This window comes from Pseudomonas sp. TUM25319 (genome assembly GCF_056388475.1).
Map to the genome: position 1 here is coordinate 1,210,075 of NZ_CM150751.1, position 24,431 is coordinate 1,234,505.

The 24,431-nt window shown below is 63.3% G+C and carries 20 protein-coding genes and 1 pseudogene; 17 read left to right on the forward strand and 4 right to left on the reverse strand.

Annotated features, from left to right (window positions below; genetic code table 11):
• The first annotated feature begins 30 nt into the window (after nt 1–30).
• Genes AC05QJ_RS05670 through qhpG form a run of 4 tightly spaced genes read left to right on the forward strand, consistent with a single transcriptional unit; the run spans nt 31 to nt 5,615 of the window.
• Nucleotides 31–1,935, forward strand: a complete 1,905-nt coding sequence (locus AC05QJ_RS05670; protein ID WP_476745994.1) for a sigma-54-dependent Fis family transcriptional regulator — start codon at nt 31–33, stop codon at nt 1,933–1,935.
• On the forward strand, nt 1,935–3,653 hold the full coding sequence (locus AC05QJ_RS05675) for an ABC transporter ATP-binding protein (RefSeq protein ID WP_476747874.1): 1,719 nt from the start codon (nt 1,935–1,937) through the stop codon (nt 3,651–3,653). The genes AC05QJ_RS05670 and AC05QJ_RS05675 overlap by 1 nt, the downstream gene beginning before the upstream one ends.
• Nucleotides 3,646–4,311: a subtilisin-like serine protease QhpE gene (gene qhpE / locus AC05QJ_RS05680; RefSeq protein ID WP_476745995.1), complete on the forward strand. Its 666-nt coding sequence runs from the start codon at nt 3,646–3,648 to the stop codon at nt 4,309–4,311. Before AC05QJ_RS05675 ends, qhpE begins: the two co-directional genes overlap by 8 nt.
• Nucleotides 4,308–5,615, forward strand: a complete 1,308-nt coding sequence (qhpG, locus tag AC05QJ_RS05685) for a flavin-dependent monooxygenase QhpG (RefSeq protein ID WP_476745996.1) — start codon at nt 4,308–4,310, stop codon at nt 5,613–5,615. Before qhpE ends, qhpG begins: the two co-directional genes overlap by 4 nt.
• A gap of 4 nt (nt 5,616–5,619) precedes the next feature.
• On the opposite strand, the gene AC05QJ_RS05690 is transcribed toward qhpG, so the two are convergent.
• A complete protein-coding gene (locus AC05QJ_RS05690) occupies nt 5,620–7,113 on the reverse strand; it encodes an aldehyde dehydrogenase family protein (RefSeq protein ID WP_476745997.1) in 1,494 nt (497 codons plus the stop codon).
• Between the two features lie 397 nt (nt 7,114–7,510).
• Between AC05QJ_RS05690 and peaA the strand changes: the two genes are divergently transcribed.
• Genes peaA through peaD form a run of 4 tightly spaced genes read left to right on the forward strand, consistent with a single transcriptional unit; the run spans nt 7,511 to nt 12,038 of the window.
• Nucleotides 7,511–9,088, forward strand: a complete 1,578-nt coding sequence (peaA, locus tag AC05QJ_RS05695; protein ID WP_476745998.1) for a quinohemoprotein amine dehydrogenase subunit alpha — start codon at nt 7,511–7,513, stop codon at nt 9,086–9,088.
• A gap of 46 nt (nt 9,089–9,134) precedes the next feature.
• Nucleotides 9,135–10,565 (forward strand): quinohemoprotein amine dehydrogenase maturation protein, encoded by a 1,431-nt coding sequence (gene peaB, locus AC05QJ_RS05700; protein ID WP_476745999.1) that lies wholly within the window; start codon nt 9,135–9,137, stop codon nt 10,563–10,565.
• A gap of 1 nt (nt 10,566) precedes the next feature.
• Complete coding sequence (gene qhpC / locus AC05QJ_RS05705) at nt 10,567–10,890, forward strand: quinohemoprotein amine dehydrogenase subunit gamma (RefSeq protein WP_476746000.1); 324 nt, start codon at nt 10,567–10,569, stop codon at nt 10,888–10,890.
• 32 nt (nt 10,891–10,922) lie between these two features.
• Nucleotides 10,923–12,038, forward strand: coding sequence for a quinohemoprotein amine dehydrogenase subunit beta (gene peaD, locus AC05QJ_RS05710; protein WP_476746001.1), 1,116 nt, complete (start codon nt 10,923–10,925; stop codon nt 12,036–12,038).
• 80 nt (nt 12,039–12,118) lie between these two features.
• On the opposite strand, the gene AC05QJ_RS05715 is transcribed toward peaD, so the two are convergent.
• Complete coding sequence (locus AC05QJ_RS05715; protein WP_476746002.1) at nt 12,119–13,516, reverse strand: aminotransferase-like domain-containing protein; 1,398 nt, start codon at nt 13,514–13,516, stop codon at nt 12,119–12,121.
• 209 nt (nt 13,517–13,725) lie between these two features.
• Between AC05QJ_RS05715 and AC05QJ_RS05720 the strand changes: the two are divergent.
• The 8 genes and pseudogenes from AC05QJ_RS05720 to tnpC all read left to right on the forward strand — a co-directional run bounded on the left by AC05QJ_RS05720 (nt 13,726) and on the right by tnpC (nt 21,654).
• A pseudogene (locus AC05QJ_RS05720) lies at nt 13,726–14,924 on the forward strand (benzoate/H(+) symporter BenE family transporter).
• A 92-nt stretch (nt 14,925–15,016) separates the two neighbouring features.
• A complete protein-coding gene (locus AC05QJ_RS05725) occupies nt 15,017–16,036 on the forward strand; it encodes a diguanylate cyclase domain-containing protein (protein WP_476746003.1) in 1,020 nt (339 codons plus the stop codon).
• Between the two features lie 88 nt (nt 16,037–16,124).
• On the forward strand, nt 16,125–17,732 hold the full coding sequence (locus tag AC05QJ_RS05730; RefSeq protein WP_476746004.1) for a response regulator: 1,608 nt from the start codon (nt 16,125–16,127) through the stop codon (nt 17,730–17,732).
• Complete coding sequence (locus tag AC05QJ_RS05735) at nt 17,729–18,421, forward strand: sensor histidine kinase (protein ID WP_476746005.1); 693 nt, start codon at nt 17,729–17,731, stop codon at nt 18,419–18,421. Before AC05QJ_RS05730 ends, AC05QJ_RS05735 begins: the two co-directional genes overlap by 4 nt.
• A 294-nt stretch (nt 18,422–18,715) precedes the next feature.
• A complete protein-coding gene (locus AC05QJ_RS05740; protein WP_476746006.1) occupies nt 18,716–19,015 on the forward strand; it encodes a hypothetical protein in 300 nt (99 codons plus the stop codon).
• A gap of 304 nt (nt 19,016–19,319) precedes the next feature.
• Nucleotides 19,320–19,652, forward strand: a complete 333-nt coding sequence (locus AC05QJ_RS05745) for a hypothetical protein (protein ID WP_476746007.1) — start codon at nt 19,320–19,322, stop codon at nt 19,650–19,652.
• A 70-nt stretch (nt 19,653–19,722) separates the two neighbouring features.
• Entirely contained in the window at nt 19,723–20,082 is a 360-nt protein-coding gene (tnpB, locus tag AC05QJ_RS05750; RefSeq protein WP_004883347.1) for an IS66 family insertion sequence element accessory protein TnpB, read from the forward strand.
• Nucleotides 20,083–20,100: 18 nt separating this feature from the next.
• Nucleotides 20,101–21,654 (forward strand): IS66 family transposase, encoded by a 1,554-nt coding sequence (gene tnpC, locus AC05QJ_RS05755; RefSeq protein WP_476743066.1) that lies wholly within the window; start codon nt 20,101–20,103, stop codon nt 21,652–21,654.
• 165 nt (nt 21,655–21,819) lie between these two features.
• Here tnpC and AC05QJ_RS05760 read toward each other — a convergent pair whose 3' ends face one another.
• Nucleotides 21,820–22,155: a YceK/YidQ family lipoprotein gene (locus AC05QJ_RS05760; protein ID WP_476746008.1), complete on the reverse strand. Its 336-nt coding sequence runs from the start codon at nt 22,153–22,155 to the stop codon at nt 21,820–21,822.
• Nucleotides 22,156–22,346: 191 nt separating this feature from the next.
• Entirely contained in the window at nt 22,347–22,589 is a 243-nt protein-coding gene (locus tag AC05QJ_RS05765; RefSeq protein ID WP_476746009.1) for a hypothetical protein, read from the reverse strand.
• 527 nt (nt 22,590–23,116) lie between these two features.
• Here AC05QJ_RS05765 and AC05QJ_RS05770 point away from each other — a divergent pair.
• Entirely contained in the window at nt 23,117–24,271 is a 1,155-nt protein-coding gene (locus AC05QJ_RS05770) for a Fic family protein (protein WP_476746010.1), read from the forward strand.
• Nucleotides 24,272–24,431 lie beyond the last annotated feature (160 nt).

The following is a 24,431-nucleotide window of genomic DNA, read 5'->3' on the forward strand; positions in this document are numbered from 1 at the left end:
TGTAACGGATTAACCGATCCGGAGCCGCCGATGAGCACAATAAAAACAACGTCGACCTCGAACCCGCGCCTTGCCCGCGAACGCCTGACTGTCGAGGGCCAGTTGCCCGACGGTTTCCTGCGGGCGGAGATCGACGCCTCCTGGCGCCGCAGCCTCGACCATGGGGTCGCCGGTAACGCCGGACAGCAGGTGGCCCTGACCTCCGCTGCCAGCCTCGACCTGCTGCTGGCCAACAATCGCCCGCTGCTGGACGCCGCCACCGCCGAACTCGACTACCTGGGCGCACGCCAGGGCTCGGACAGCGTGGTCATCCTTGCCAACGCCGATGCGACCATCCTCAACGTCCAGGGCGAACCCGCCTCGCTCAAGCGTTGCGGACTGGACGACATCACGCCCGGCACCTGCTGGAGCGAAGCGGCCCGCGGCACCAATGCCCTGGGCACGGCACTGGTGGAGGCCCGCACGATCCAGATCGACTGCGGCGAACACTTTCTCGAACGGCTCAGCGATTTTTCCTGTACTTCGGTGCCGATCCACTGCCCCCAGGGCGAACTGCTCGGTGTGCTCGACCTGACCCGCCAGGGCCCGTTGGGTCGCCTGCACGATCGCACCGCGCTGCTGGCCATGGCGGTCAGCCAGATCGAAGGCCGCCTGTTCAAGAACAGCTACCCCGAGCAAATCGTGCTGGCTTTCCACAGTCGTCGGCAGTACCTGGAGTCCTGCTGGCAGGGTCTGCTGGCGGTGAGCCTGGACGGGCGTATCCTCGCCGCCAGCAACCAGGCCTGCCAGTTGCTGCGCAGCGACCGCGCCAGCCTGGTGGGGCAGCGTTGCGACAGCCTGCTGGGCCTGCGCGTCGAGCAGTGGCTGGCGCGTCTGCAACAGGGCCAGATGGACCATGTCGAAACCGCCAAGGGCGCTTTTTTCTACAAGACCCTCCACGTTCCCCAGCGCCCGCTGGCAGTGTCGGTGCCGGCGCTGGTTGGCCGCGCCACTGCGCCGTCATCCACCACGCCATCGCTGGAAATCCTCGGCGCTGGTAACAGCCGTTTCGCACGTTCCCTGCGCATGGCCCGGCAAGGGCTGGCCAATGAGCTGCCGGTGGTGCTGCTCGGCGAAACCGGTAGCGGCAAGGAAGTGGTGGCGCGAGCCCTGCATCAGGAAAGCGCCCGCGCCGGCAAGCCGTTCATCGCGGTGAACTGCGCGGCGATTCCCGAAGGGCTGATCGAATCGGAACTGTTCGGTTACCGCGAAGGCGCCTTCACCGGCTCGCGCCGCGGCGGCATGGTCGGGCGGCTGCAACAGGCCCACGGCGGCACGCTGTTCCTCGACGAAGTGGGCGACATGCCGCTGGCCCTGCAGGCGCGTCTGTTGCGGGTGCTGCAGGAACGCAAGGTGGCGCCGCTGGGCGCGGCCCAGGAACAGGACCTGGACATCGCCCTGATCTGCGCCACCCACCGCGACCTCAAGCGCCAGGTGCAGGAGCAGCAGTTCCGCCAGGACCTCTACTACCGCATCAACGGCATCAGCGTGCAGTTGCCGGCCCTGCGTGAGCGCGAAGACCTGCCGGCCCTGATCGACAACCTGCTGGCCCGCCTCGGCGGCCAGGGCGTGCGGCTGTCCGCCGAGGTTGCACGGTTGTTCGCCGGTTATCACTGGCCGGGCAACATCCGCCAGCTGGAAATGAGCCTGAGGCTGTTGCTGGCGATGCGCGAAGAGGGCGAGCAGGAGCTGGGCGTGGACCATCTGCCCGACAACCTGCTGGATGAACTGCGCGCCGGCGAGCCGCCCAGCCGTCCCGACAACCTGCGGGACAACCAGCTGGAACTGATTCGCCAGGCCCTCGATCGCCATCACGGCAATGCATCGGCTGCCGCGCTGGCCCTGGGCATCAGCCGCGCGACGTTGTACCGCAAGCTCAAGCAGATGTCGCAGTGATGCAGCACCTGCTGTCGCGCCTGATCGACCATCAGGACCGTCCCGCCCTGCATGCCGCCCTGGCTTGGCTGTACAGCTTCGTGCGTCCGCAGCGGCTGGCCATCGCCGGCCTGCTCGGGCTGTCGCTGTGTGCCACCGCGCTGGTGCTGGTGCAGCCCTGGCTGACCAAGCTGCTGATCGACGACGGTCTGCTGGCCAGGGACTTCCCCAAACTGGCGCTGATCGCCGGGCTGATGGTGCTGGCTGGCATCCTCGGCACGCTGCTGTCCGGGCTCAACCGTTACCTGCACACACGATTGTCCGGGCGCATTCTCTTCGCCCTGCGCGACGAGCTGTACCGCCACCTGCAACGGCTGTCGCCGACCTTCTACGGCCAGCGCCGCCTCGGTGACCTGATGTCGCGTCTGGACGGCGATGTTGCCGAGATCCAGCGCTTCGCCGTGGACTCGCTGTTCTCTGCGGTCTCCAGTGTGATCGGCCTGGTCTGCGCCCTGGCCATGCTGCTGGTGTTGTCGTGGAAACTGGCGCTGCTGGCGTTGGTGCTGATTCCGCTGGACGTGCTGTGGCTGCGCTGGATGCGGCGCAAGGTCGAGCGCGAGGTACGGCAGTTGCGCGAGCGCTCGGCGGATGTCTCGTCGTTCCTGGTGGAGACCCTGCCGGCGATGAAATTCATCCAGTCCGCCGGCCAGCAGCAGCGCGAAGCGCGTCGCCTCGACGGTCTTGGCCAAGGCTATATGCAGCAATTGCTGCGCACCCAGGTCACCGAATTCTTCACCCAGGCGGTGCCCGGCACCCTGACCTCGCTTTCCCGTGCCTGCGCCTTTCTGGTGGGCGGCTATTGGGTGGTGCAGGGCACCTGGCAACTGGGCGCGCTGATCGCTTTTTCCACCTATCTGGGCATGGCGGTGGGGCCGGTGCAGAGCCTGCTCGGGCTGTATGTGGCGATGCAGCGCATGAGCGTCAGCCTTGGCCGGGTCATGGAGTTGCGCGGTGTCGAGCCCGAGGTCGATAGCCCTTCGAACACCCGGCCGATGCCGACCCGTGGCGATCTGCAGTTGTGCGGCGTGAGCTTCGCCCACCCGGGACGGCCCCCGCTGTTGCAGGCGGTGGAGGCGAGCATTGCCCACGGCAGCAAGGTGGCCCTGAGCGGTATTTCCGGCGCGGGCAAATCGACCTTGATCGATCTGCTGCAGCGCTTCTACGATCCCCACGCAGGCCAGATCCTGTTGGGCGGCATCGACCTGCGCGAACTCGATCTGCATGAACTGCGTCGGCGCGTGGCGGTGGTCAGCCAGGACATCGTGCTGTTTCGCGGCAGCCTGGCCGACAACCTCGCCTACAGCGTGCCGGACGCCAGCCGCCAGGCCATCGCCGAGGTCGCCCGCCTGGCGCAACTGGACAGCCTGATCGCCAGCCTGCCGGAAGGCCTCGACAGCCCCTTGGGCGAGCGTGGTCAGCAACTGTCCGGCGGGCAGAAACAACGTATCGCCATCGCCCGCGCCCTGCTGCAGGATCCACTGCTGCTGGTGCTGGACGAAGCTACATCACAAGTTGACGAACACACGGAGCGTGAAGTGATTGCCGCCATTGACCACCTGTTTGCCGACCGGACCCGCATCCTGGTCAGCCATCGTGCTTCCACCCTGGCCGACGCCAGCGTGCGCCTGACCCTGCGCGACGGCTGCCTGCACCTGGAAACGGAGGCCGGTCATGCGTGAGGTGCGCATCGGCGTGGTCGACAGCGGCACGCCGCACGAGCGCATGGCGGATGCTCGGCGTTTTCAACTGGCCTCGGTGGGCGTCAGCGAGCAGCCGCCGCTGGAGGATGCCCTGGGCCACGGCAGCGCGGTGGTGCAACTGATTGCCGCCGGTGCGGGCGACCTGCCGATCCATGTCGCCCAGGTCTTCGATCAGCGTGGCATCACCTCCGCCTTGCAGGTCGCCGCCGGCATTGACTGGCTGGTGAAGCGCGGGGTGCGGGTGATCAACCTCAGCCTCGGCTTGCGCGAGGATCGTCCGGCCTTGCGCGAAGCCTGTGCGGCCGCGATCAAGGCCGGCGTGCTGATCTGCGCCTCGACCCCGGCCCAGGGCACGCCGGTGTTTCCTGCGGCTTATCCGGGGGTGCTGCGCATCACCGGCGATGCCCGCTGCCAGCCGGATGAGTGGAGCTGGCTGGACACGCCCCAGGCCGATTTCGGCGCTTGCGTGCGTGCGCGTGAAAGCCCGCTCTCCGGCGCCAGTTTCGGCTGCGCAGCGCTCACCGGCCACATCGCCGCGTTCCTGCGTGACCAGCCTCACGCCAGCAATCCGCAAGTGATGGCCTGGCTGCTGTACAACGCCCATTACCGCGGCCGTGAATACAAGGGCCTGGCATGAAATCCATCGTCGTGCTGGGCGCGGGGCCCGCCGGTGCTGCCGTGGCTCTGGGGCTGCGGCGGCTGGGCTACGAGGTCTGTGTGGTCAGCGAATGGCGGCGCTTCGCGGCGCTGGAAGGGGTGTCGCAGCGGGTGCTCGACGCCCTGCGGGGTGCGGGTCTGCTGCGCGCCCTGGCAGTGGCCAGCGAGCCGTCACGCCGGCATGCGCGCTGGAATGGCGAGGCCCACGATCGCAACGTCGAGTTTCTTCTCGACCGGCCGCGTTTCGACCAGGCCCTGCGGGATGATCTGCACCATGCTGGCGTGCGCCTGATCGAAGCGCGGGTGCTGGGTGTGCGCAGCGAGGCGGGGCGGGTGACTGTCGAACTGGATGGCGCATCGGCGCTGACGGCCGACTTCCACGTCGAGGCCCGTGGTCGTCAGGCGCCGCAGCACGACAAATCCCTGGGCCGCGCCTGGCGCGGGCCGGAAACCCTGAGCCTGCTCAACCGCTGGCAAGGTCCGCCCGGCGCCAGCGCCAGTGCGGTGGAAAGCCAGCCCGACGGCTGGATGTGGATGGCCCGCCAGGCCGACGGTCGCTGTTACTGGCAATGGACCCTGGACGTGGCCGCCAGCGCCTTGCCGGACAAAGCCTCGCTGCTGCACTTCTGCCGTGAGCGCCGCTGGCAATCGCCGCTGGCGCGAGCCTTCTTCGCCGAGCAGAACGAAGACGACCTGCAACTGCATGCGCGCAGCAGCACGGCGATCCTCACGCCGGCCTGCGGTAGCGACACCAGCCTGCGGGTGGGCGATGCGGCGATGGCTGTAGACCCGCTGTCGGGCAACGGCATCTTCCAGTCGTTGTCTTCGGCATTGCAGGCACCGGCGGTGATCAACACCCTGCTGACTCATCCTGAACGCCGCGACCTGGCACTGCGTTTTCATCAACAGCGGGTCGAGCACCTGTTCTGGCGCTTCGCCCGTCTGGGGCGGGATTTCTACCGGGAAGAACAGCGCTGGGCCGAGCAGCCGTTCTGGCAGGCGCGGAGGCAATGGCCGGATGACGAGCCGACCCATGCCGAGGTCGATTTCGCCAACCTGCGAATAGAACAGGCGCCAGTGCTGCGTGATGGTCTGGTAGACCTCGCGCCCGTGGTGATCAGCCCCGATCAGCCCCTTGGCATCTGGCACCTGAATGGTGTGGAACTGGCGCCGCTGGTGAGCCGGCTGCGTAGCGAGCCGGCGGAGCAGGTGCTGGCGCCCTTGAGCCCTGAACAGCAACGCCAGATCCGAAGCTGGCTGTTGAGTCAGGGCTACCGTCCCTGAAGAGTCAGAGCCTGATCAGCACCGATTTCACCTCGGTGTAATGCTCGATCGCCGCCGCGCCCATCTCGCGGCCGACGCCGGACATCTTGTAGCCACCGAACGGCAACGCCGGGTCCAGCGCGCTGTGGCAGTTGACCCAGACCGAGCCCGAGCGGATCTTCGGGATCATCCGGTGTACGGCGCCCAGGTCGTTGGACCAGATGCTGGCGCCCAGGCCGTAAGGGCTGTCGTTGGCCAGGCGCAGGGCCTCGGCTTCGTCGTCGAAGGGCATGGCCACCAGCACCGGGCCGAAGATTTCTTCCTGCACCAGCGGATGACGCTGGTCGACATCGACGATTACCGTCGGCTTGACGAAGTAGCCCGGACCGAACTGCTCGCCGCCGCAGGCGATGGTGGCGCCGCTGTTGCGGCCCTGTTCGATGTAGTCGAACACGCGCTTCTGCTGGCGGGCGGAGATCAGCGGGCCCATCTGCACGCTCGGGTCGAGGCCGTTGCCCAGCTTCATGCCGTTGGCGATGCCGGCGATGTCGGCGACCACGTTGTCGAAGTGCTTGCGGTGCACGTACAGCCGCGAGCCTGCGCAGCACACCTGGCCCTGGTTGAAGAAGATCGCCTGGGCCGCACCGGCGGCGGCAACCGACAGGTCGGCATCGGCCATGACGATCGTCGGTGACTTGCCGCCCAGTTCCAGGGTCACGCGGGTCATGTTGTCCATCGCCACGCGGCCGATCTGCTGGCCGACGGCGGTCGAACCGGTGAAGGTCAGTTTATCCACGCCGGGGTGACGGGTCAGGGCATCGCCGGCCACGGCGCCGGTGCCGGTGACCACGTTGAACACGCCCGTCGGGTAGCCGGCTTCCAGCACCAGTTCGGCCAGTTTCAGCGCGCTCAGTGGGGTTTCGTCGGCAGGCTTGAGGACCACGGTGCAGCCGGTGGCCAGCGCCGGGCCGAGCTTCCAGCAGGCCAGCAGCAGCGGGAAGTTCCAGGCGACGATGGCGCCGACCACACCCACCGCTTCACGGCGCACGAAACCATGGAAGTCGTCGTCGGGCATCAGCGGCATCGACACTTCGACGCTCTGGCCTTCGATCTTGGTGGCCCAGCCGGCCATGTAGCGCAGGAAGTCGATGGACAGCTGCACGTCCATCACCCGCGCCACTGCAGCGCTCTTGCCATTGTTCAGGCATTCGAGCTGGGCCAGGATCTCGCCGTCGCGCTCCATCAGGTCGGCCAGCTTCCACAGCAGGTTCTGCCGCTCCCGCGGTCGGGTGCGGCTCCAGGCCGAATCGTCGAACGCCTGGCGCGCCGCCGCCACGGCGCGGCCGACATCGGCAGGCGTGGCCGCCGGCACCTGGCACAGCACTTCGCCGCTGGCCGGGTTGCGCAGGGTCAGGCGTTCGCCATCGCTGGCCTCGACCCAGTCGGCGCCGACGAGCATGGTCGGCGCACGCCGGATGAACGCCTCGACGGCGGGATTCAGGGGGGCAGTGCTGGACATGGCGGACCTCGTTCTTGTGAGTGATGGCCAGGGCCGATCGCAACCGCTGTGCCAAGGTGCTGGAAGTCGCCGCGAGCCCGCTGAATCCAAGGTCGCGCCGCTGGTCGGGTGGCAGGATGTCGCAGACCGGCCGTCGCAAAATGCGACAAGGCCCGAGACAGTCTCAAGGGGCTGCGACAGCCGTCTCACGCGGTCTCATCTGTCGCGAATCTATCCGCAGGGCCCGTGTCCTATGGGCCGCGAAGCCCGTGAAACGGCGCTTCGGGCGGTTGGCACACAATATGTATCGGTGCCATCAGCCGCTCTTCGGTCCGTGCTCTGCCGCTGTACGGCCGACGGAAGAGACCTATAAGAAATTCACGAACAAGAAGAAAAAACCGTGGGAGGTCAGTCATCGATGAAGAGAACATTCAGGCTCGCCAGCACCGGAGGCCTGTTGGCCGTGGCGGTCAGCCTTGCCTTGCAACCGCAGCTCAGCCAGGCCCGCGAGGCCCGGCAGATCCTCAAGGAAACCTGCCAGGGTTGCCACCTGCCCGAAGGTGACAACGCCCTGAGCCGCATCAGCCACCAGCGCAAGACCCCGGAAGGCTGGCTGATGACCATCGGCCGCATGCAGACCATGCACCACCTGCAGATCAGCGACGAAGACCGTCGCACCCTGGTCAAGTACCTCGCCGACACCCAGGGCCTGGCGCCCAGCGAAACCGATGGCGTGCGCTACGCCCTCGAACGTCGTCTGAATACCGTCGAACAGATCGAAGAGCCCACCCAGCAAATGTGCGCCCGCTGCCACTCCGGCGCGCGGATCGCCCTGCAGCGGCGTCCGGCCCAGGAATGGGAGCGGCTGGTGAATTTCCACCTCGGCCAGTGGCCGTCGCTGGAGTACCAGGCGCTGTCCCGCGACCGCGACTGGTTCGAGCTGGCGAAGAAAGACATGGTGCCGCTGCTGGCGCAGAAATACCCGTTCGACAGCAAGGCCTGGAGCGACTGGCAGAAGTCCATGCCCAAGGCCGCGACCCTGGCCGGCGATTGGAGCTTCAGCGGCCACCTGCCGGGCAAGGGCGAACTCAATGGCGTGATGAAAGTCACCCCCGAGGCCGGCGACCGCTTCAAGGTCAGCCTCGACGGCCAGTACGCCGACGGCACGCCGTTCAAGGGCCAGGGCTCGGCCATGCTCTACAGCGGCTATGAATGGCGCGGCACCGTGGACGTGGATGGCGTGAGCATGCGCCAGGTGTTCGCCGCCAGTCAGGGCCAGCTCACCGGCCGCATGTTCGACAAGACCCACGACGAGCGCGGCCTGGACTTCGTGGCCGCACAGCAAGGCGCGCCGCGTCTGCTGGCGGTACAGCCGGGCTACGTGAAAGCCGGCAGCGAGGCCGAGCTGACCCTGGTGGGCAGCGGCCTGAGCGGCACGCCGGGCTTCGGCAAGGGCGTGCAAGTGCTGGAGGTGCTGGAAAGCACGCCGCAGCGCGTGCGGGTCAAGGTCAAGGCTGCCGCCGATGCGGCGCCGGGCCTGCAGGCAGTCAGCGTCGGCAAGCTCGCCGGGCCGCAACTGGCGGTGTACCGCGAGATCGCCGAAGTGAAGGTGGTGCCGGCGTTCTCCGTGGCGCGGGTCGGCGACAACGGCGGCTCGACGCCCAAGGTCCAGGGTCGCTTCGACGCCGAAGCCTGGGGCCAGGGAGCCGATGGCAAGGCGTATCGCATCGGCGTGTTCCCGGCCAAGTGGAAGGTCGAACCGTTCGACGAGCGCGCCCGCGAGGATGAAGACGTCAAGTACGCCGGCATCATGCAGGCCGACAGCGGCGTGTTCACCCCCGGCGATGCCGGCCCGAACCCGGCACGCAAGATGTCCACCAACAACGCCGGCAACCTCAAGGTGATCGCCGACGTGGACGATGCCGGCACCGCCCGCAGTGGCGAAGGCCAGCTGATTGTGACCATCCAGCGCTGGAACAACCCGCCCATCCCGTGACACGGCGGTTTGACCTGGCCACATCCGAATGTTCTAGGAGGTTGCGATGGGCGCGATTCTGAATCTGGTAGAACGCAATCTGCATGAAGTGCGGGTCGATGACGCCCGCATGCTGTTCCACATCCCCAGCAGCTCGCTGTTCGCCAGCGATGCCCTGACCGGGGAAATCATCGACGCGCTGCGCGGTGAAGCCTGCTCCAGCGATGCTCTGGTGCAGCGCCTGGCGGCGCGTTTCGACGGCGAGGAAATCAACGAGACCCTGCGCGAGCTGATCGCGCTGGAACTGGTCAGCGACGGCTCGCCGCTGACCCCGGAAACGGCGCTGAAAAAGGTCGAGCGCACCGCGCTCAACACCGTGGTGCTCAACGTCAACACCGGCTGCAACCTGAGCTGCACCTACTGCTACAAGGAAGACCTGGACAAGCCCTCGGCGGGCAAGCGCATGGACGTCGAGACCGCCGTGGCCTCGGTGGAAATGCTGCTCAAGGAGTCGCCTGACGAGCCGGTCTACACCGTGGTGTTCTTCGGCGGCGAGCCGCTGAGCAACCGCAAGCTGATCGAGTACATGGTCGATTACTGCGAGCGGCGTTTCGCCGAAGCGGGCAAGCGCGTGGAGTTCGTGATGACCACCAACGCGACTCTGCTCACTGAAGAGATCGTCGACTACCTCAACGCCCACCGCTTCGGGTTGTCGGTGAGTATCGACGGGCCGAAGACCGTACACGACCGCAACCGCATTACCGTGGGCGGGCAGGGCACGTACGACGTGGTACGGCGCAAGGCCGACATGCTGCTGTCGCGCTACGACAGCCGCCCGGTGGGGGCGCGGGTCACCCTGACCAAGGGCGTGACCGATATCGAGACCATCTGGAACCACCTGTTCAACGAGATGGGTTTCGCCGAGGTCGGTTTCGCACCGGTCACCTCGGGAGATGTCAGCGCCTACAACCTCTCGGGCGAGGAACTGATCGAAGTCTTCGCCAACATGAAGGCCCTCGGCCGCAAGTACCTGGAGGCGGCGCTGGAGCACCGCAACATCGGTTTCTCCAACCTGCACCAGTTGCTCACCGACATCCACGAAGGCCACAAGAAGGCGCTGCCCTGCGGTGCCGGCCTGAAGATGCTGGCGGTGGACCACAAGGGCGAGCTGAACCTCTGCCATCGCTTCACCGGCTCCAGCCTGCCGACCTTCGGCAACGTGCACAGCGGCGTGAAGCAGGTCGAGCTCAACGACTTCCTCTCCCAGCGCCTGGACCGCACCAACACCGGCTGCGACACCTGTCGCATCCGCAACCTGTGCTCCGGCGGCTGCTACCACGAGAGCTACGCCCGCTACGGCGACCCGGCCCATCCGACCTACCACTATTGCGAACTGATGCGTGACTGGGTGGACTTCGGCATCGAAGTCTACACCCGGATCATGGCCGAGAACCCGGCCTTCATCAGCCGCTACATCACTGCGCGCAAGGTCCACTGACATGAAGCATCTCAAACCGATCAACAACAAAGCCCTGAAGCTGGAACAGGCCGCCGAGGAAAACCGCATCGAAGAGGTGGTGGCCATGAACTCGGTCGCCGGTTGCGCCTCGACCACCGACCCGGGCTGGGAAATCGACGCCTTCGGTGGCGTCTCGTCGCTGTGCCAGCCGATGGAATCGGACCTCTACGGCTGTTCCGACCCGTGCTGGTGGCCAGCGCAGGTGCCCGACATGATGAGCACCTTCCCCGACTGGAACAAAGACGCCCAGTCCTCCGGCGACAGCTGGCGCAACCTCGGGACCGTGTTCCCGGACGACAAATGAGCCCCCAGGCCGACAAGAAGAGGGATATCCGCATGCTTCAGATTGCAACCCGCGGCCTGGCCGCCCTGGTGGCGCTCGGCGCCGGTATGGCGATGGCCGCCGACGAAGGCAAGGCGCTTACGCCGGGCCACGAGTACATGGCCGTCACCAACTACCCGAACAACCTGCACGTCATCGACCTGGCCAGCGAGAAGCTCTACAAGACCTGCCAGATGCCCGACGCCTTCGGCCCGGGGTCGGTACAGATGTCGCCGGACAAGCGCGTGGCCTACGTGCTCAACAACCACTACGCCGACATCTACGGCGTCGAGCTGGACAGCTGCAAGCAGGTGTTCCACGCCAGCATCAGCCAGTTGCCGGGTGAGACGGCGCGTTCGATGTTCTCCTTCACCATCAGCCAGGATGGCAAGGAGATCTACACCGTCGCCAACCCGACCAAGATGTTCAGCGACCACTACGAAGTGCAGGCGCCGCGGCTCGATGTGTACGGCACCGATGGCGGGCTCAATGCCAAGCCGCTGCGCAGCTTCCCGGCGCCGCGGCAACTGACCATCATGCAGGGCGGCGATGACGGCAGCTTGTATGTGGCCGGGCCGGACATCTACAAAGTGGACGTCAAGACCGGCAAATTCGACGTCATCGTCCCTAGCCGCAACTGGAAGCGCCCCAACTACAGCGCGCCGGACGTGCTCTACGTGTGGAACCAGCAGACCTGGCGGCATGAGTTCTCGCTGCTCTACACCGCGTCGAAATTCAAGGACGAGAAACAGGATCCGGCGACGGCCGAGTACGTCTATGGTTTCTTCAGCATCGACCTGGCTACCGGCAAGAGCCAGACCGTCGACTTCGGTCCGCTGACTGAAATCTACTTCAGCGGCATGCGCTCGCCGAAGGATCCTAACGTGGTGTATGGCGTGCTTAATCGCCTGGCCAAGTACGACATCAAGGAAAAGAAACTGCTCAAGGCCGCAAGCCTCGATCATTCCTACTACTGCGTGTCGATGAACAAGGCGGGCACCCGGATCTACCTGGCCGGTACCTACAACGACGTGGCGATCTTCGATGCCGACACCCTGGAGCCCAAGGGCAAGATCCAGTTGCCGGGTGGGGATATGGCGATTACCACGGCGCAGGTGTTTGTGCGGTAGGTCTGATCTGCCTCAGGTGTGCTCGTCGACAGATCTTCAGCGTTCTGTCGATCGAGCGCGCCTCCGCCCTCTCGGCTAGCTCAATAAAACCGCCGCGGATCCGAAGCCCCCGCCAGGCTCGCCAACTGGGTCAGGGCAAACCTCAATTCCTCTTCCCGTGTCGGCGACATCAGCACTACCCGCACACCACGGGTCTCGCCATTGCGCTCGGCCTGGAACTGCGAGCCGCTCAGTACCTTCACCCCCTGCGCCCGCGCCAGCGTGGTGAATTCGTCGGCACTCCACGGCTCCGGCAGTTCCAGCCACAGGTGATAACTGTGGGGCTGGGCCTTGATCCGCAGGCCCGGCAGCAGCTCCCGCGCCAATGCCTGGCGGCGGGCGGCTTCTTCGCGTTGCAGGCGCACCAGTTGCTGATCCAGTCCCTCATTGACGATGTTGCTCGCCAGTTGCGCCGTCAGCGGCGAAGGCATCCACACGCTGCTGCGGACCATCGCCGTCAGCCGCGACAACAGCCGCGGCGGGCTGTACAGGTAGCCGATGCGCAGCGCCGGCAGCACCGACTTGGACAGGCTGGTGAGGTACACCGAACGCTCCGGTGCGTAGCTCGCCAGCGGTCGCACGGTCGGATCACTGGCGAGGAAGCCGTAGATATCGTCGTCAAGAATCAGGAAGTCGAACGCTTCAGCGATCGCCGCGATTTCTTCGCGCCGCCGGTGCGACATGGTCGCTGTGGTCGGGTTCTGGCAGGTGGCGACGCACACCAGCATCGCCGGGCGCTCACGCTGGCACAGCTCGCGCAGCGACTCGGGGGTGATGCCTTCCTCGTCCATCTCGACCCCACGCAATCGCCGCTGCAGGCTGTGGGCCAGGGAGATGATGCCGGGATAGCACAGCGATTCGCAGAGGATCAGGTCGTTGCTCTCGGTCAGGGCACTGATGGCCACCATCAATCCATGTTGCGCGCCTGCGGTGATCACCACCTGCTGCCCGTTCGCCTCCGGCAGCGAATGGCGCAACCACTGGGCACCGGCTTCGCGGTGCTGCGGGTGGCCGCCATCGGGGGCGTAGTCCAGGGCCTGGGCGAAGTCGGTGCCGTTGGCCAGCTCCACCAACGCACCGCGCAGCCAGGTAGCGGCGGTGTCGCCGGAAGGTTTGATGATCGACAGGTCGAGCACCTGCCCGGCGGTCTGCGTCGGTGCGGCGGCGGGAGCGGCCATGGGCGTCGGCACGGGCTCTGCCGGCGTCGAACGCACATAGGTGCCACGCCCCACCTCACCCTGCAACAACCCCCGCCGCTGCGCTTCGGCATAGGCGCGGTTGATGGTGCCCGGCGTCACCTGCAGTGCCTGGGCCAGCTCGCGCAGGGTCGGCAGGCGCTCGCCAGGGCTGAGCAGCCCGCTGGCGATATCCCGGGCCAGGGCATCGGCGATGGACAGGTAAACAGGCTGGTTGAAGGTGTTGAGCAGGGGAACCCACATGGACAGGACTACCGGTAAAAGCGATTGCGTCGAGCCTATCACATCGCGGCAATCGGCCCGATGCGTCAATCAACCCGGCGCGTTGAGGTCAGCGTCGCAATCGAAAGATATTTCAAATTGTTTAATTGAGTCTATTGAATTGCATCAATTGAATCGACTAGATTTTAAATGAATCGAATCAATTCGCTGTGCACCTCACCGGAGACGCTATGCAAACCCTGAGAAAAGACTGCTCCCTGTCGGCCATCGTCGCCGGGCTGATCGCCGTGATCATTTCCTATGCTGGCCCGTTGATCATCGTTTCCAGGCAGCCCGCGAGGCGCAGTTGTCGCCGGCCGAAGTGTCGTCGTGGATCTGGGCGATCTCCATCGGCAGCGGCGTCACCGGCCTGTTGCTGAGCTGGCGCTTGCGGGCGCCGGTCATCACCGCGTGGTCCACGCCCGGCGCGGCGCTGCTGGTGTCGATGCTGCCGCAGGTGTCACTGGCCGAAGCCGTGGGCGCCTACATCGTCGCCTCGCTGGTGATCGCCGTCGTGGGCCTGAGCGGCGCCTTCGACAAGCTCATGAGCCGCCTGCCCAAGGCGATCGCCGCCGCGATGCTCGCCGGCATCCTGTTCCGCTTCGGCGCCGAGCTGTTCACCTCGATCAAGGTGCAGCCGTGGCTGGTGCTGTCGATGTTCGCCAGCTACCTGGTGTTCAAGCGCCTGTCGCCGCGCTACGCGATTCTCTCGGTGCTGATCGTCGGCTGCGCCGTGGCCGGGCTGCTTGGCCAGTTGAACGGTGCAGCACTGACATTGGCCCTGGCCGAGCCGGTGTTCATCGCGCCGCAATGGAGCTGGCACGCCATCATCAACATCGGCCTGCCGCTGGCGTTGGTCAGCCTCACCGGCCAGTACGTGCCGGGCATGGCGGTGCTGCGCAGCGCCGGCTACAGCACGGCGGCGCGGCCGATTCTGGCGGTGACTGCGCTGGGTTCGGTGCTGCTGGCGCCGTTCGCCTCCCACGGCTTCAACCTCGCGGCCATCACCGCCGCCATCTGCACCGGCCGCGAAGCCCACGAGCAGCCGGGCAAGCGTTACATCGCCGGGATCGCCTGCGGTGTGTTCTACATCCTCATGGGGACCTTCGGCGCCACCCTGGCTTCGGTGTTCTCGGCATTGCCGAAGGAGTTGATCGCCGCTCTCGCCGGGCTGGCGCTGTTCGGCGCCATCATGACGGGCCTCGCCGGTGCCATGGCGGACGAGAAACAGCGTGAAGCGGCGCTGATCACCTTCCTGGTGACCGCCTCGGGCATGAGCTTCCTCGGTCTGGCCGCCGCGTTCTGGGGGCTGATCTTCGGGCTGGTGGCTCATTGGGCACTCACGTACAGCCGCGAGCGACGTCTCGCGGGTGCAGCCACCCCTAACTGAGAGCCAGTCGGCGTCCTGGGCAGAGGCGCGTTGTAAGGCGAGAAACGGGCGGCGATAATGGCACATTGCTATTTTTCACCGGTTTCCCGCCCATGACCTTCATCGCCTGGCTTGCTTGCGGTGTTTCCCTGCTGTTGCTGATCCTGCTGCTGCGTGCCCGGCGCCGCGAGGGCGAGTTGCGGGCGCGGTTGGCGCGGGCCGAGGCGCGGGGGCCTGTTCCGGGCGATAGCGAACGCTTCCAGCGCGGCCAGTACTTCGCCCGCATCGGCACCTGGGACTGGGACATCGACACCGAAAGCCTCTACTGGTCCGACGCCATCTACGGCATGTTCGGCTACCAGGTCGGCGAGATCACCCCCAGCTACGAGCGCTTCTGCAACGCCGTACACCCCGACGACCGCGCCCATGTCCGTGCGGGTGAACTGCGCTGCATCCAGACCGGCGAAAACCACGACGAGGAATACCGCATCATCCGCCCCGACGGCGGTGTGCGCTGGCTGCGCGAGACCGGCAACATCGTGCGCAACGCCGAGGGCGTGGCGATCAAGATGATCGGCGTGGTGCGCGACATCACTGCAGAAAAGGCCTGGGCCAGCGAACTGCACCAGATGGCTCACAACGATGCGCTGACCGGCCTGCCCAACCGCCTGGTGCTCGAACAGCGCCTTTCCGTTGCCCTGGAGCAGGCCCGAATCCGCGAGGGGCGCGTGACCCTGATCTTCATCGACCTCAACGGCTTCAAGACCATCAACGACCAGCACGGTCACTCCGTCGGCGACCGCGTGCTGACAGTGATCGCCGCGCGGCTCAAGCAATTGTCGCGGGCTGCCGATACCGTGGCGAGGATTGGCGGCGACGAATTCGTGATGGTGGTCGAAGGCGGACAGGATGGCGAAGAGTCCGTCCTGTGCGAGCGCATCATCCAGGCGCTGGCGGGGCCGATCCGTCTCGATGGAATCACCGTGCAGGTGGGCAGCAGCCTTGGCGTGGCGGTTTATCCGCAACACGCCGCCGGCATGGACACGCTGCTGCAACGGGCTGACCTGGCCATGTATGACGCCAAGCGCAGCGGCAACAATCAGTACCGGCTGGGAGGCCAGGAAGAGGGCTGAGCTTTTGTTTCGACCGGTGCGCGCGCCGGTGCCGGGCCTGTCCTTGTGTGTGCGGGCGTCTCAATTATTTCAATGACAGGTTTTGCGGATGCTGGTCTACAGCCAAAAGAGTTTTCTGATCGTCGATGACTTCACCGACTTCCGCACCTCACTGCGCTCGATGTTGCGGGAGATGGGAATCAAGGACGTCGACACCGCCGAGAGCGGTGAAACCGCGATCCGCATGTGTGCGCAGAAGCGCTACGACTTTGTCCTGCACGACTTCCACATGGGCGACGGCAAGAAGAACGGCCAGCAAGTGCTCGAAGACCTGATGCTCGACAAACTGATCAGCCACGAAGCGATCTTCGTCATGATCACCGCCGAGAGCAGCCAGGCCGTGGTGCTCAGCGCCCTCGAACACGAGCCCGACGCCTACCTCACCAAGCCGTTCAACCGCGTCGGCCTGACCCAGCGGCTGGACAAGCTGGTCCAGCGCAAGACCCTGCTCAAGCCGATTCTCCAGGCCCTCGACCGCGGCAAGCCGGCCGAAGTGCTGGTGGCCTGCGAGCAACTGTGCCGCAAGGACCCGCGCTTTGCCCCGTTGTGCCTGCGCTACCGCGCCGATGCCATGGCTGCGCTCAATCGCCACGAAGAACTGGAACGTTTTCTCAAGGCCATTCTCGCCAACCGGCCGACGCCCTGGGCCTATTCGGCGCTGGGCAAGCTGATGGTCAAGCGTGGCCAGATGACCCAGGCGCGTGAAGTCTACGAGCAGGCGATCAAGTCGTTCTCGATGATGCCCGGCCTGTACGACGGCCTGGCCGAAGTGCTGGCCGCCACCGGCGAACACCGCCGCGCCCAGCATGTGCTGGAAGATGCCGTGCGCCTGTCGCCGCTGGCGGTGAAGCGGCAGATGCTGCTGGGCAAGCTGGCCCTGGGCAACGCCGACTTCGACAGCGCCTCGCGGGCGTATCGCCAGGCCGTCAGCCAGGGCCAGAACTCGCGCTTCAAAGATCCGGAGAGCAACCTTGGCCTGGCCCAGGCGCTGATCCAGAAAAACGCCGGCAACGGCCTCGACGCCCGCACCCGCGTGGAAATCAATCAGGTGCTTGGCGACGTGGCCAAGGAATACGGCGAAGATCAGGGCCTGCAGGTGCGTGCCCGGCTGATCAAGGCCACCGGCCTGCAACAGGCGGGCGATGCCGAGACCGCCGCCAAGCTCACCGAGGCAGCCATGGCCCGGCTCGACACCATGGACCAGTTCTTCTCCGCCGAGGCCGCCCTGGCGGTGGCTGCACAGCTCAAGCAACTGGGCCAGGAAGACGCCGGCAAATCGATCCTGAAGAACTGCGTCGAGGTGTACGGTGACGACAACACGGTGATGCAGAGCATCGCCAAACTCACCGATGATCCGAGCATCCTCGGTGCCGGCAATGAAGCCGTCGACCTCAACCGGCAAGGCGTGCGCAGCTATCAGGCCGGGCAGATGAACGAAGCCCTGGAGCTGTTTCGCAAGGCCCTCAGGCTGCAACCGAAAAACATCAGCATCGCCCTCAACACCGCCCAGGCCCTGTTGCGCCTGGGCGGTGAGCAACCGGCGTCGGCGGTGCTGCAGGAGTGTCGCGACTGCCTGGCCAAGGTGGCCGGGATACCCGACACCGATCCGCGCTTCGAGCGCTACCGCAAACTGCGCATCCGCGCCGTGGGGACATGATGTCGAACGAATCGGGGCTGGATTTTTCCACGGTGATCGCCTCCACCGTGCATGACATGAAGAACTCCCTGGCCATGCTCATGCAGGCCCATGCGCAATGGGTATCGCGCCTGCCCGACAACCAGTTGCAGGCCCCGGAACAGGTGGTGATCGAACACGAGTTCGCTCACCTCAACGGCATGCTGGTGCAACTGCTCGGGCTCTACAAACTGGGCATCAACCAGTTGCCGATGCTGCCCGACTACCACGAACTCGACGACTTCATCGGCGGATTGCTCGCCGGTTACCAGGAAATTCTCGACAGCCGCGGCATCATTGCCCGCTTCGAGATCGACGAAGCCGCGCCGCTGGGCTTCTTCGACCGCGAGCTGGTGGGGTCGGTGGTGTCCAACATCATCAACAACGCCACCCGCTACGCCGGGCATGCGCTGCTGGTGACCGTGCGCGAAGAGCAGGAGATGCTGGTGATCAGCATCAACGACGACGGCACCGGCTTCCCCGCCGCAATGATCGCCCAGCAGGACCAGTACGTGCAGGGCATCGAGCACAGCACTGCCAGCACGGGGCTGGGCCTGTACTTCGCCGCCCGCATCGCCGCGCTGCACGAACGCAATGGCGTGCGCGGGCGGATCGAGATTGCCAATGGAGGGTCGCTGGGGGGCGGGTTGTTCAGGATGTATTTGCCTTGAGGGGCGGATGCCGAACAGCGGCTCACTGCCTGGTTTGAGAAAGAGCAACCGGGCATTGGAACTTTGTAACTAGCTGGATATGAATAGCGGGCATTGTATCAATGCCCGCCTGTCTGCTTGCTTTTACGTGCATTGACAATGACGCTGTCGATTTCATACTTGGTATTGCGGGAGTGTTGTTTTTGATTGTGTGGCTGTCTTTCGATAGCGGTATTTCTGCTTGCGCTAATTATCGGCTGCCCCCTTTGTGAATTGCAGGGGGCAGTTATTTAAATTCCGCGTGAGGGATATGTCATGAAACTCAATAATTCGGTGATTTTGAAATCTGCGGCATCGGCGCTTTCTGTGCTGTTGCTTTTCAGCGCTGTTTCGGCTAAAGCAGACGATTGTTACGATGCCTTCAAGAGGTCGAGTGCGGCCGAGAGCTGCGAGGTGCAGGCTGCCCAGTACGTCTCCAGCAGTTTGTGCATTGTGCAAGTCAGGTGCAAAAAATCCAACGGGGATTACGCGTATGAAGGCTATCTGGGGCATACCTTCTATATCAACGAAGTTCCGAAGCTATGGAATGATAACGGAGAGCTCAAGGTCAAATAGTCTGCGAGTCTCCATGGACTTGCCATAGGGTCCTGTGGGTGTTCCAAACGATAGCCGCTGCAGTTTTGGGGCAGCGGTGTCGTTTTCGTCCGCGCTGTTGTTTCATTCAGACCTTCGCGTTAATTCATTGGATATAGGCATCTGATGGATGTAGTGCCGTTTGTCTGTTTGTGGTCGGTTTTGTTGACAGTCCGTTATCCACTTTCATACTCATTTTTGCGGAAGTGTAGTTTTTGATCGTGTGCCTTTCTTTCGATAGACGTATTTCTGCTGACGTTCTGTTTATAGATAAGGAGCTTTGGTCATGAACTATTCATTCGAATTCAAGAAGCCTGCTTTGCTGCTTTGCCTCTGCCTGTTCGTGCCGGTAACAGGCAACGCGGCGAGCGCTGACAAATGCACCGATAAATGGCTGCGTTCGTCAGCCTCCAAGACCTGCGAAGGATCGGCCTACGTGGATGAAGCTCACCCCGAGCGCTGCAAGGTCGCGGCGTATTGCGCTTATGGGCAGGGTCTCAATGAATACAACTCGGATTATTTCCCCTACACAAACCTTGAAAACATCAGGAATGTCGACGGCGATCTTCATCTTGATCCGGTTGCGCCAACACAGGGAAACGTCGTAAGCGCTCCATGAACCCCACATTCAAAGCGCTTACCTGATCCCCGATGCTGTGCTCCCGATTTCTTTCTGGAGCCTGCCGACGATGATGCGCCCCGACGCCAAAGTCGAAAAAGTCTATCTCTACCCCAAGCCTGTCGACTTCCGAAAATCCATCGATGGCCTCGCCGCTCTGGTCGAACTGGATATCAAGGTGGCCGTGTTCGACCCGGTACTTTTCGTGTTCCTCAACAAGCCGCGCAATCGCGTGAAGATCCTCTATTGGGAGCGCAACGGTTTCTGTCTCTGGCTCAAGCGCCTGGAGTCCGAACGCTTCAAGACCTCGCCTGACGCCACTGACGAAGCCATTGTCCTGACTGTTCAGGAACTGAACTGGCTACTCGACGGCTTCGACCTTTGGCGCAACCGCCCACATCAGGTTTTGACCCCTCGTTTCGTGGCCTGAATCGGTATAATCCTCGGCATGGATTCCATGCCCGATGACCTTCCCGATGACCCTGTCCTGCTCAAGCAAATGCTCCTTGAGGCTTACGCAGCACGCTCGCGTGAGCAGGAAGTCAAAGAAGCCTACGCCACTCACATCGTTGATCTGAAAGAACAGATCAAGTTGCTGCGTGATCGCCTTTTCGGCCGCAAGTCCGAGCAGGCCATCGATCCCAACACGCCGCAACTGGCGATGTTCAACGAGGCAGAAAGCGAACCTCTGTTGACGGTGGAAACGCCGGATGAAGAAGTCGTCACGCCAGCGCCACGCCGGGGAAAACGCAAGCCACTCTCGGCTGATCTGCCGCGTATCGAAGTCATCCACGAACTGCCTGAACACGAACTGACCTGTGCCTGCGGTTGCCGCAAGCATGAGATCGGCGAGGAAATCAGTGAGCAACTGGATATCGTGCCGATGCAGATCCGCGTGCTCAAACATGTCCGTAAGGTCTACGGCTGCCGGGGTTGTGAAGTTGCCCCGGTCACGGCAGACAAACCGGCTCAACTGATCGAGAAGAGCATGGCCAGCCCGAGCGTGTTGGCGATGTTGCTGACCACCAAGTATGTCGATGGCTTGCCGCTGCACCGTTTTGAAAGTGTCCTGGGCCGGCACGGGATCGACATTCCACGGCAGACACTGGCGCGCTGGATTATCCAATGCAGCGAACATGTCCAGCCGCTGCTGAATCTGATGCGTGAGCGATTGCTGGAAAGTCCGGTCATCCATTGCGATGAAACCCGTGTCCAGGTACTGAAAGAGCCAGATCGAGACCCGACCAGCCAATCCTGGATGTGGGTGCAAGTCAGCGGGCCGCCTGACCGAAAAGTCGTGCTGTTCGACTACAGCTCCAGCCGGGCGCAGGAAGTGCCGTTGCGTCTGCTGGAAACTTACCGCGGGTATGTCATGACGGACGATTACGCTGGCTATAACGCGTTGGCGCTGCAGTCTGGCGTAGAACGGTTGGCGTGCATGGCGCATGCCCGGCGCAAGTTTGTCGAAGCGCAGAAAGTGCAGCCTAAAGGCAAAACCGGACGGGCCGATGTCGCACTGACGATGATCAACAAGCTGTATGGCATCGAACGCGAACTGAAAAACGCCAGTGACGAGCAGCGTTTTGCCGCGCGACAAGCGCAAAGCCTGCCAGTCCTGACCCAGTTGAAAAGTTGGTTGGACAAGGCCCAATCCCAAGTGACGCCACAAAGCGTGCTGGGCAAGGCCGTGAATTATCTGGCGAACAACTGGAGCCGGTTGGTGCGTTACGTCGAGGCTGGTTATCTGCCAATCGACAACAATCTGGCTGAACGCTCGATCAAGCCGTTTGTCATCGGTCGCAAGGCCTGGCTGTTCAGCGACACGCCCAAGGGCGCTACGGCCAGTGCCCAGATTTACAGCTTGGTCGAGACTGCAAAGATCAACGGCCAAGAGCCTTATACGTGGCTGCGCCACGTACTGGAGCGACTGCCCCACGCGCAGTCTGTGGCGGACTATGAAGCGTTACTGCCATGGAACTGCTCGCCGGAGATGCCACGGTAACTGAGACTTCCTCTTCTCGGTAGGTGGGGTTCATGGATCGCTTACGAAACGTCATGAACTGATAGCGCGATTGGAGGCGACTGTACGCGGGTAGCAGACCGGCCAACGAGCAAACTCCGGCGCACCCGAAGGTGCCCACACGTACAGCCGCCATGGAAGGTTCTCCTACCGTCCCAGTTCGATGTTTCCGTCCTCTATCTGACGAAAAATCGTGTAGGGCAACGCCACCGTATCCAGTGCTCCAGACAGTGCGATGTCCCAGATGACGAAGGGAATGGCGGCCGGCGCTACCGGGTCGTTGACGGTGGCGTTGGGCTCGCCATTGAGGATGCAGAAGTTGTAGACCGCTCCGCTGTAGATCCGCGGGACTGAGGCGCAGTGAGTGCGCCATTGCTTGAGGTTGCGGGCGGTAACGTCGTCGCCGCGCACGACGGTATTGAGGGTGCCGCAGCCTGAAAGGGCGAGGCCAAGGGTTATCAGCAATGGTGTGGCAGGGCGCATTGGGCTGTTGTTCCGAAGTGCATGGGGGAGCGGTAATTAATCCCTGAGTCGCTACCTGCTAGCAGTCGGGCATTGTTCACGGCTTCGTCGGACAGGGCCGGAACATGTTGTAAGTAATGGTCTGGAGGAAGGGCGGGAAGGCTCGTCAGATATAGACGGAAAACTGCGGGGCCAGGCCCCGCAGTGAGGGATCAGAGTTCGACCTGCACGGTGCCGCCGACGATGGCGGCCTTGAGGAAGGCCTTGCTCAGCCGCAGATGGATCTGCGTGTCACTGAGGTGAGTCTGGTGTTTGGGCATTGGCTGGACAGGAATCTGCAGGGCGAAATTCAGGGCGCTGTCGAGATGTTCGGCGGCTCGGCGCAGGGCCTGGTCGTGGCTGAGGCCGGGTTTGACGCAGAGGATGGGCGGTGGATCGGGGACGAGCTTTTTCATGGGCGTATCTCAAGTCAGGTTGAGCCGCTCCAGGACGCTGCTACACGATTGGAGGCGACTGTACGCGGGTAGCAGACCGGAGACTTGAGAAAACCCGGCGCACCCGAAGGTGCCCACACGTACAGCCGCCATTACAGGTTGCTGATGGGTCTCAAGCCGGAGCGGACTGCTAATCCGGTCGTTGATTTGGCAACGACCCGGGGAGGCTAGACAGCGTTTCCGATGAGCGCAACAAGCTGGCAGGGTGCGGGAGTATGCTTGGGAAATTGCCTACAAGAAAGTCGGAGATCGGGGAAGTTTGGTTGCTTTATGCGACACCGCGAGCTGTTCAATACTGCTCCCCCGGTGCCGCGCCCGCAGAGATCAGCGAGGCTGCCTCATTCGGGTTGGCGTCTCAGGATCTTTCACTTATGGATTTACGGTTTTTGAGATAGTGTTCAACTCACGGATTGGCGTTGTGCCCTAAATTACTGGTGTTTACAGGACAATTTTCAAGATATCGTTTTTCAACTTCGAGATGTTTTTGCATGGCCACATTTTCCCATCGCGACCTTCAACTGCTCAATCCTTCCTTCGACTCGCCTCTGGTTGACGTACTGAGTGAGCTGGAATACCTGCGCAGGCTGAGGCTGGAGGGAGATACGCCGCCGCAGGTTTTTTTCCAGCTCAAGTCGCTTTTCCATGTATTGGAGAGCTTGGGGTCCGCCCGGATTGAGGGTAATCACACGACGCTTGCGGATTACATTGAAAGCAAGGTCGAAGGGAAAGCCGATAGCACAGACCAACTGCTTGAGGTTGCCAACATCGAAAAGGCGATGGAATACATCGAGGCGATGATGGCTCCCGGTGAGAATCTGACGGAGCACTTGATTCGAGAATTGCACGCCATGACGGTGCATGACCTGCGGCGTGAGGGTGATAAAACTCCAGGAGCCTATAGGGAAGGGCCGGTCAGAATTTCTCAGTCGGATCATCTTCCCCCTGACGCACTGTTGGTGCCTCAGTACATGCAAGAGCTGGTGGCCTTCATCAACCGTGATGATTCGCCAAAATACGCGTTGATGAAGGTTGCACTGGCGCACCATCGCTTTGGCTGGATCCACCCTTTTGGCAACGGTAATGGGCGAGTGGTTCGCCTGCTGACTTATGCTCTCCTGATGAAGTACGGCTTTAACGTCAACATGGGCGGAAGGGTACTGAATCCGACAGCGGTGTTCTGTAACGACCGTGAGAAGTACTACACCATGCTCGGAATGGCTGATACCGGCACCACCGAGGGCCTTGAGGCGTGGTGTGTTTATGTATTGGAGGGCATTCGGGACGAGCTTGAAAAAGTGGACAGGCTCACTCACTACAGCTACCTCACGAAACATATCTTGTCGCCCGCAGTGAGCTTTGCCCGTAACCGAGAGTTGATCACCGAGGCGGAGGAGCAGATTCTCTCTACCGCGATCAAAATGAAGGTCGTGAAATCGGGTGACATCGCCCTAGCGGTTCCCAAGCTCAGTGCAAGCCAGCGCACTTATCAGATCAAGAAACTGGTGGATCAGGGCATGCTCATTCCCGTCAATCCTGGCTCCAGGCAGTACACGATTGGTTTCTCCAGCAACTATCTGATTCGTGGAGTCATCAAGGCGCTCAGAGAACAAGGGTTCGTTCCTGAGCCGCTCGACAAACCGTGACAGGACGAGTGATTGTGCGAATCCCGAGGGCTATCAGGCACTCAGTTTGAAACTGCGAGGCCAGGCCCTGCAGTGAGGGGTCAGAGTTCGACCTGCACGGTGCCGCCGACCATGGCGGCCTTGAGGAAGGCCTTGCTCAGCCGCAGATGGATCTGCGTGT

What these genes read in the sequence shown, in the direction of transcription:
- AC05QJ_RS05670 (WP_476745994.1), top strand. Translation starts at nt 31, where the DNA reads ATGAGCACAATAAAAACAACGTCGACCTCGAACCCGCGCCTTGCCCGC.
- AC05QJ_RS05675 (WP_476747874.1), top strand. Translation starts at nt 1,935, where the DNA reads ATGCAGCACCTGCTGTCGCGCCTGATCGACCATCAGGACCGTCCCGCC.
- qhpE (WP_476745995.1), top strand. Translation starts at nt 3,646, where the DNA reads ATGCGTGAGGTGCGCATCGGCGTGGTCGACAGCGGCACGCCGCACGAG.
- qhpG (WP_476745996.1), top strand. Translation starts at nt 4,308, where the DNA reads ATGAAATCCATCGTCGTGCTGGGCGCGGGGCCCGCCGGTGCTGCCGTG.
- AC05QJ_RS05690 (WP_476745997.1), bottom strand. Translation starts at nt 7,113, where the DNA reads ATGTCCAGCACTGCCCCCCTGAATCCCGCCGTCGAGGCGTTCATCCGG.
- peaA (WP_476745998.1), top strand. Translation starts at nt 7,511, where the DNA reads ATGAAGAGAACATTCAGGCTCGCCAGCACCGGAGGCCTGTTGGCCGTG.
- peaB (WP_476745999.1), top strand. Translation starts at nt 9,135, where the DNA reads ATGGGCGCGATTCTGAATCTGGTAGAACGCAATCTGCATGAAGTGCGG.
- qhpC (WP_476746000.1), top strand. Translation starts at nt 10,567, where the DNA reads ATGAAGCATCTCAAACCGATCAACAACAAAGCCCTGAAGCTGGAACAG.
- peaD (WP_476746001.1), top strand. Translation starts at nt 10,923, where the DNA reads ATGCTTCAGATTGCAACCCGCGGCCTGGCCGCCCTGGTGGCGCTCGGC.
- AC05QJ_RS05715 (WP_476746002.1), bottom strand. Translation starts at nt 13,516, where the DNA reads ATGTGGGTTCCCCTGCTCAACACCTTCAACCAGCCTGTTTACCTGTCC.
- AC05QJ_RS05725 (WP_476746003.1), top strand. Translation starts at nt 15,017, where the DNA reads ATGACCTTCATCGCCTGGCTTGCTTGCGGTGTTTCCCTGCTGTTGCTG.
- AC05QJ_RS05730 (WP_476746004.1), top strand. Translation starts at nt 16,125, where the DNA reads ATGCTGGTCTACAGCCAAAAGAGTTTTCTGATCGTCGATGACTTCACC.
- AC05QJ_RS05735 (WP_476746005.1), top strand. Translation starts at nt 17,729, where the DNA reads ATGATGTCGAACGAATCGGGGCTGGATTTTTCCACGGTGATCGCCTCC.
- AC05QJ_RS05740 (WP_476746006.1), top strand. Translation starts at nt 18,716, where the DNA reads ATGAAACTCAATAATTCGGTGATTTTGAAATCTGCGGCATCGGCGCTT.
- AC05QJ_RS05745 (WP_476746007.1), top strand. Translation starts at nt 19,320, where the DNA reads ATGAACTATTCATTCGAATTCAAGAAGCCTGCTTTGCTGCTTTGCCTC.
- tnpB (WP_004883347.1), top strand. Translation starts at nt 19,723, where the DNA reads ATGATGCGCCCCGACGCCAAAGTCGAAAAAGTCTATCTCTACCCCAAG.
- tnpC (WP_476743066.1), top strand. Translation starts at nt 20,101, where the DNA reads ATGGATTCCATGCCCGATGACCTTCCCGATGACCCTGTCCTGCTCAAG.
- AC05QJ_RS05760 (WP_476746008.1), bottom strand. Translation starts at nt 22,155, where the DNA reads ATGCGCCCTGCCACACCATTGCTGATAACCCTTGGCCTCGCCCTTTCA.
- AC05QJ_RS05765 (WP_476746009.1), bottom strand. Translation starts at nt 22,589, where the DNA reads ATGAAAAAGCTCGTCCCCGATCCACCGCCCATCCTCTGCGTCAAACCC.
- AC05QJ_RS05770 (WP_476746010.1), top strand. Translation starts at nt 23,117, where the DNA reads ATGGCCACATTTTCCCATCGCGACCTTCAACTGCTCAATCCTTCCTTC.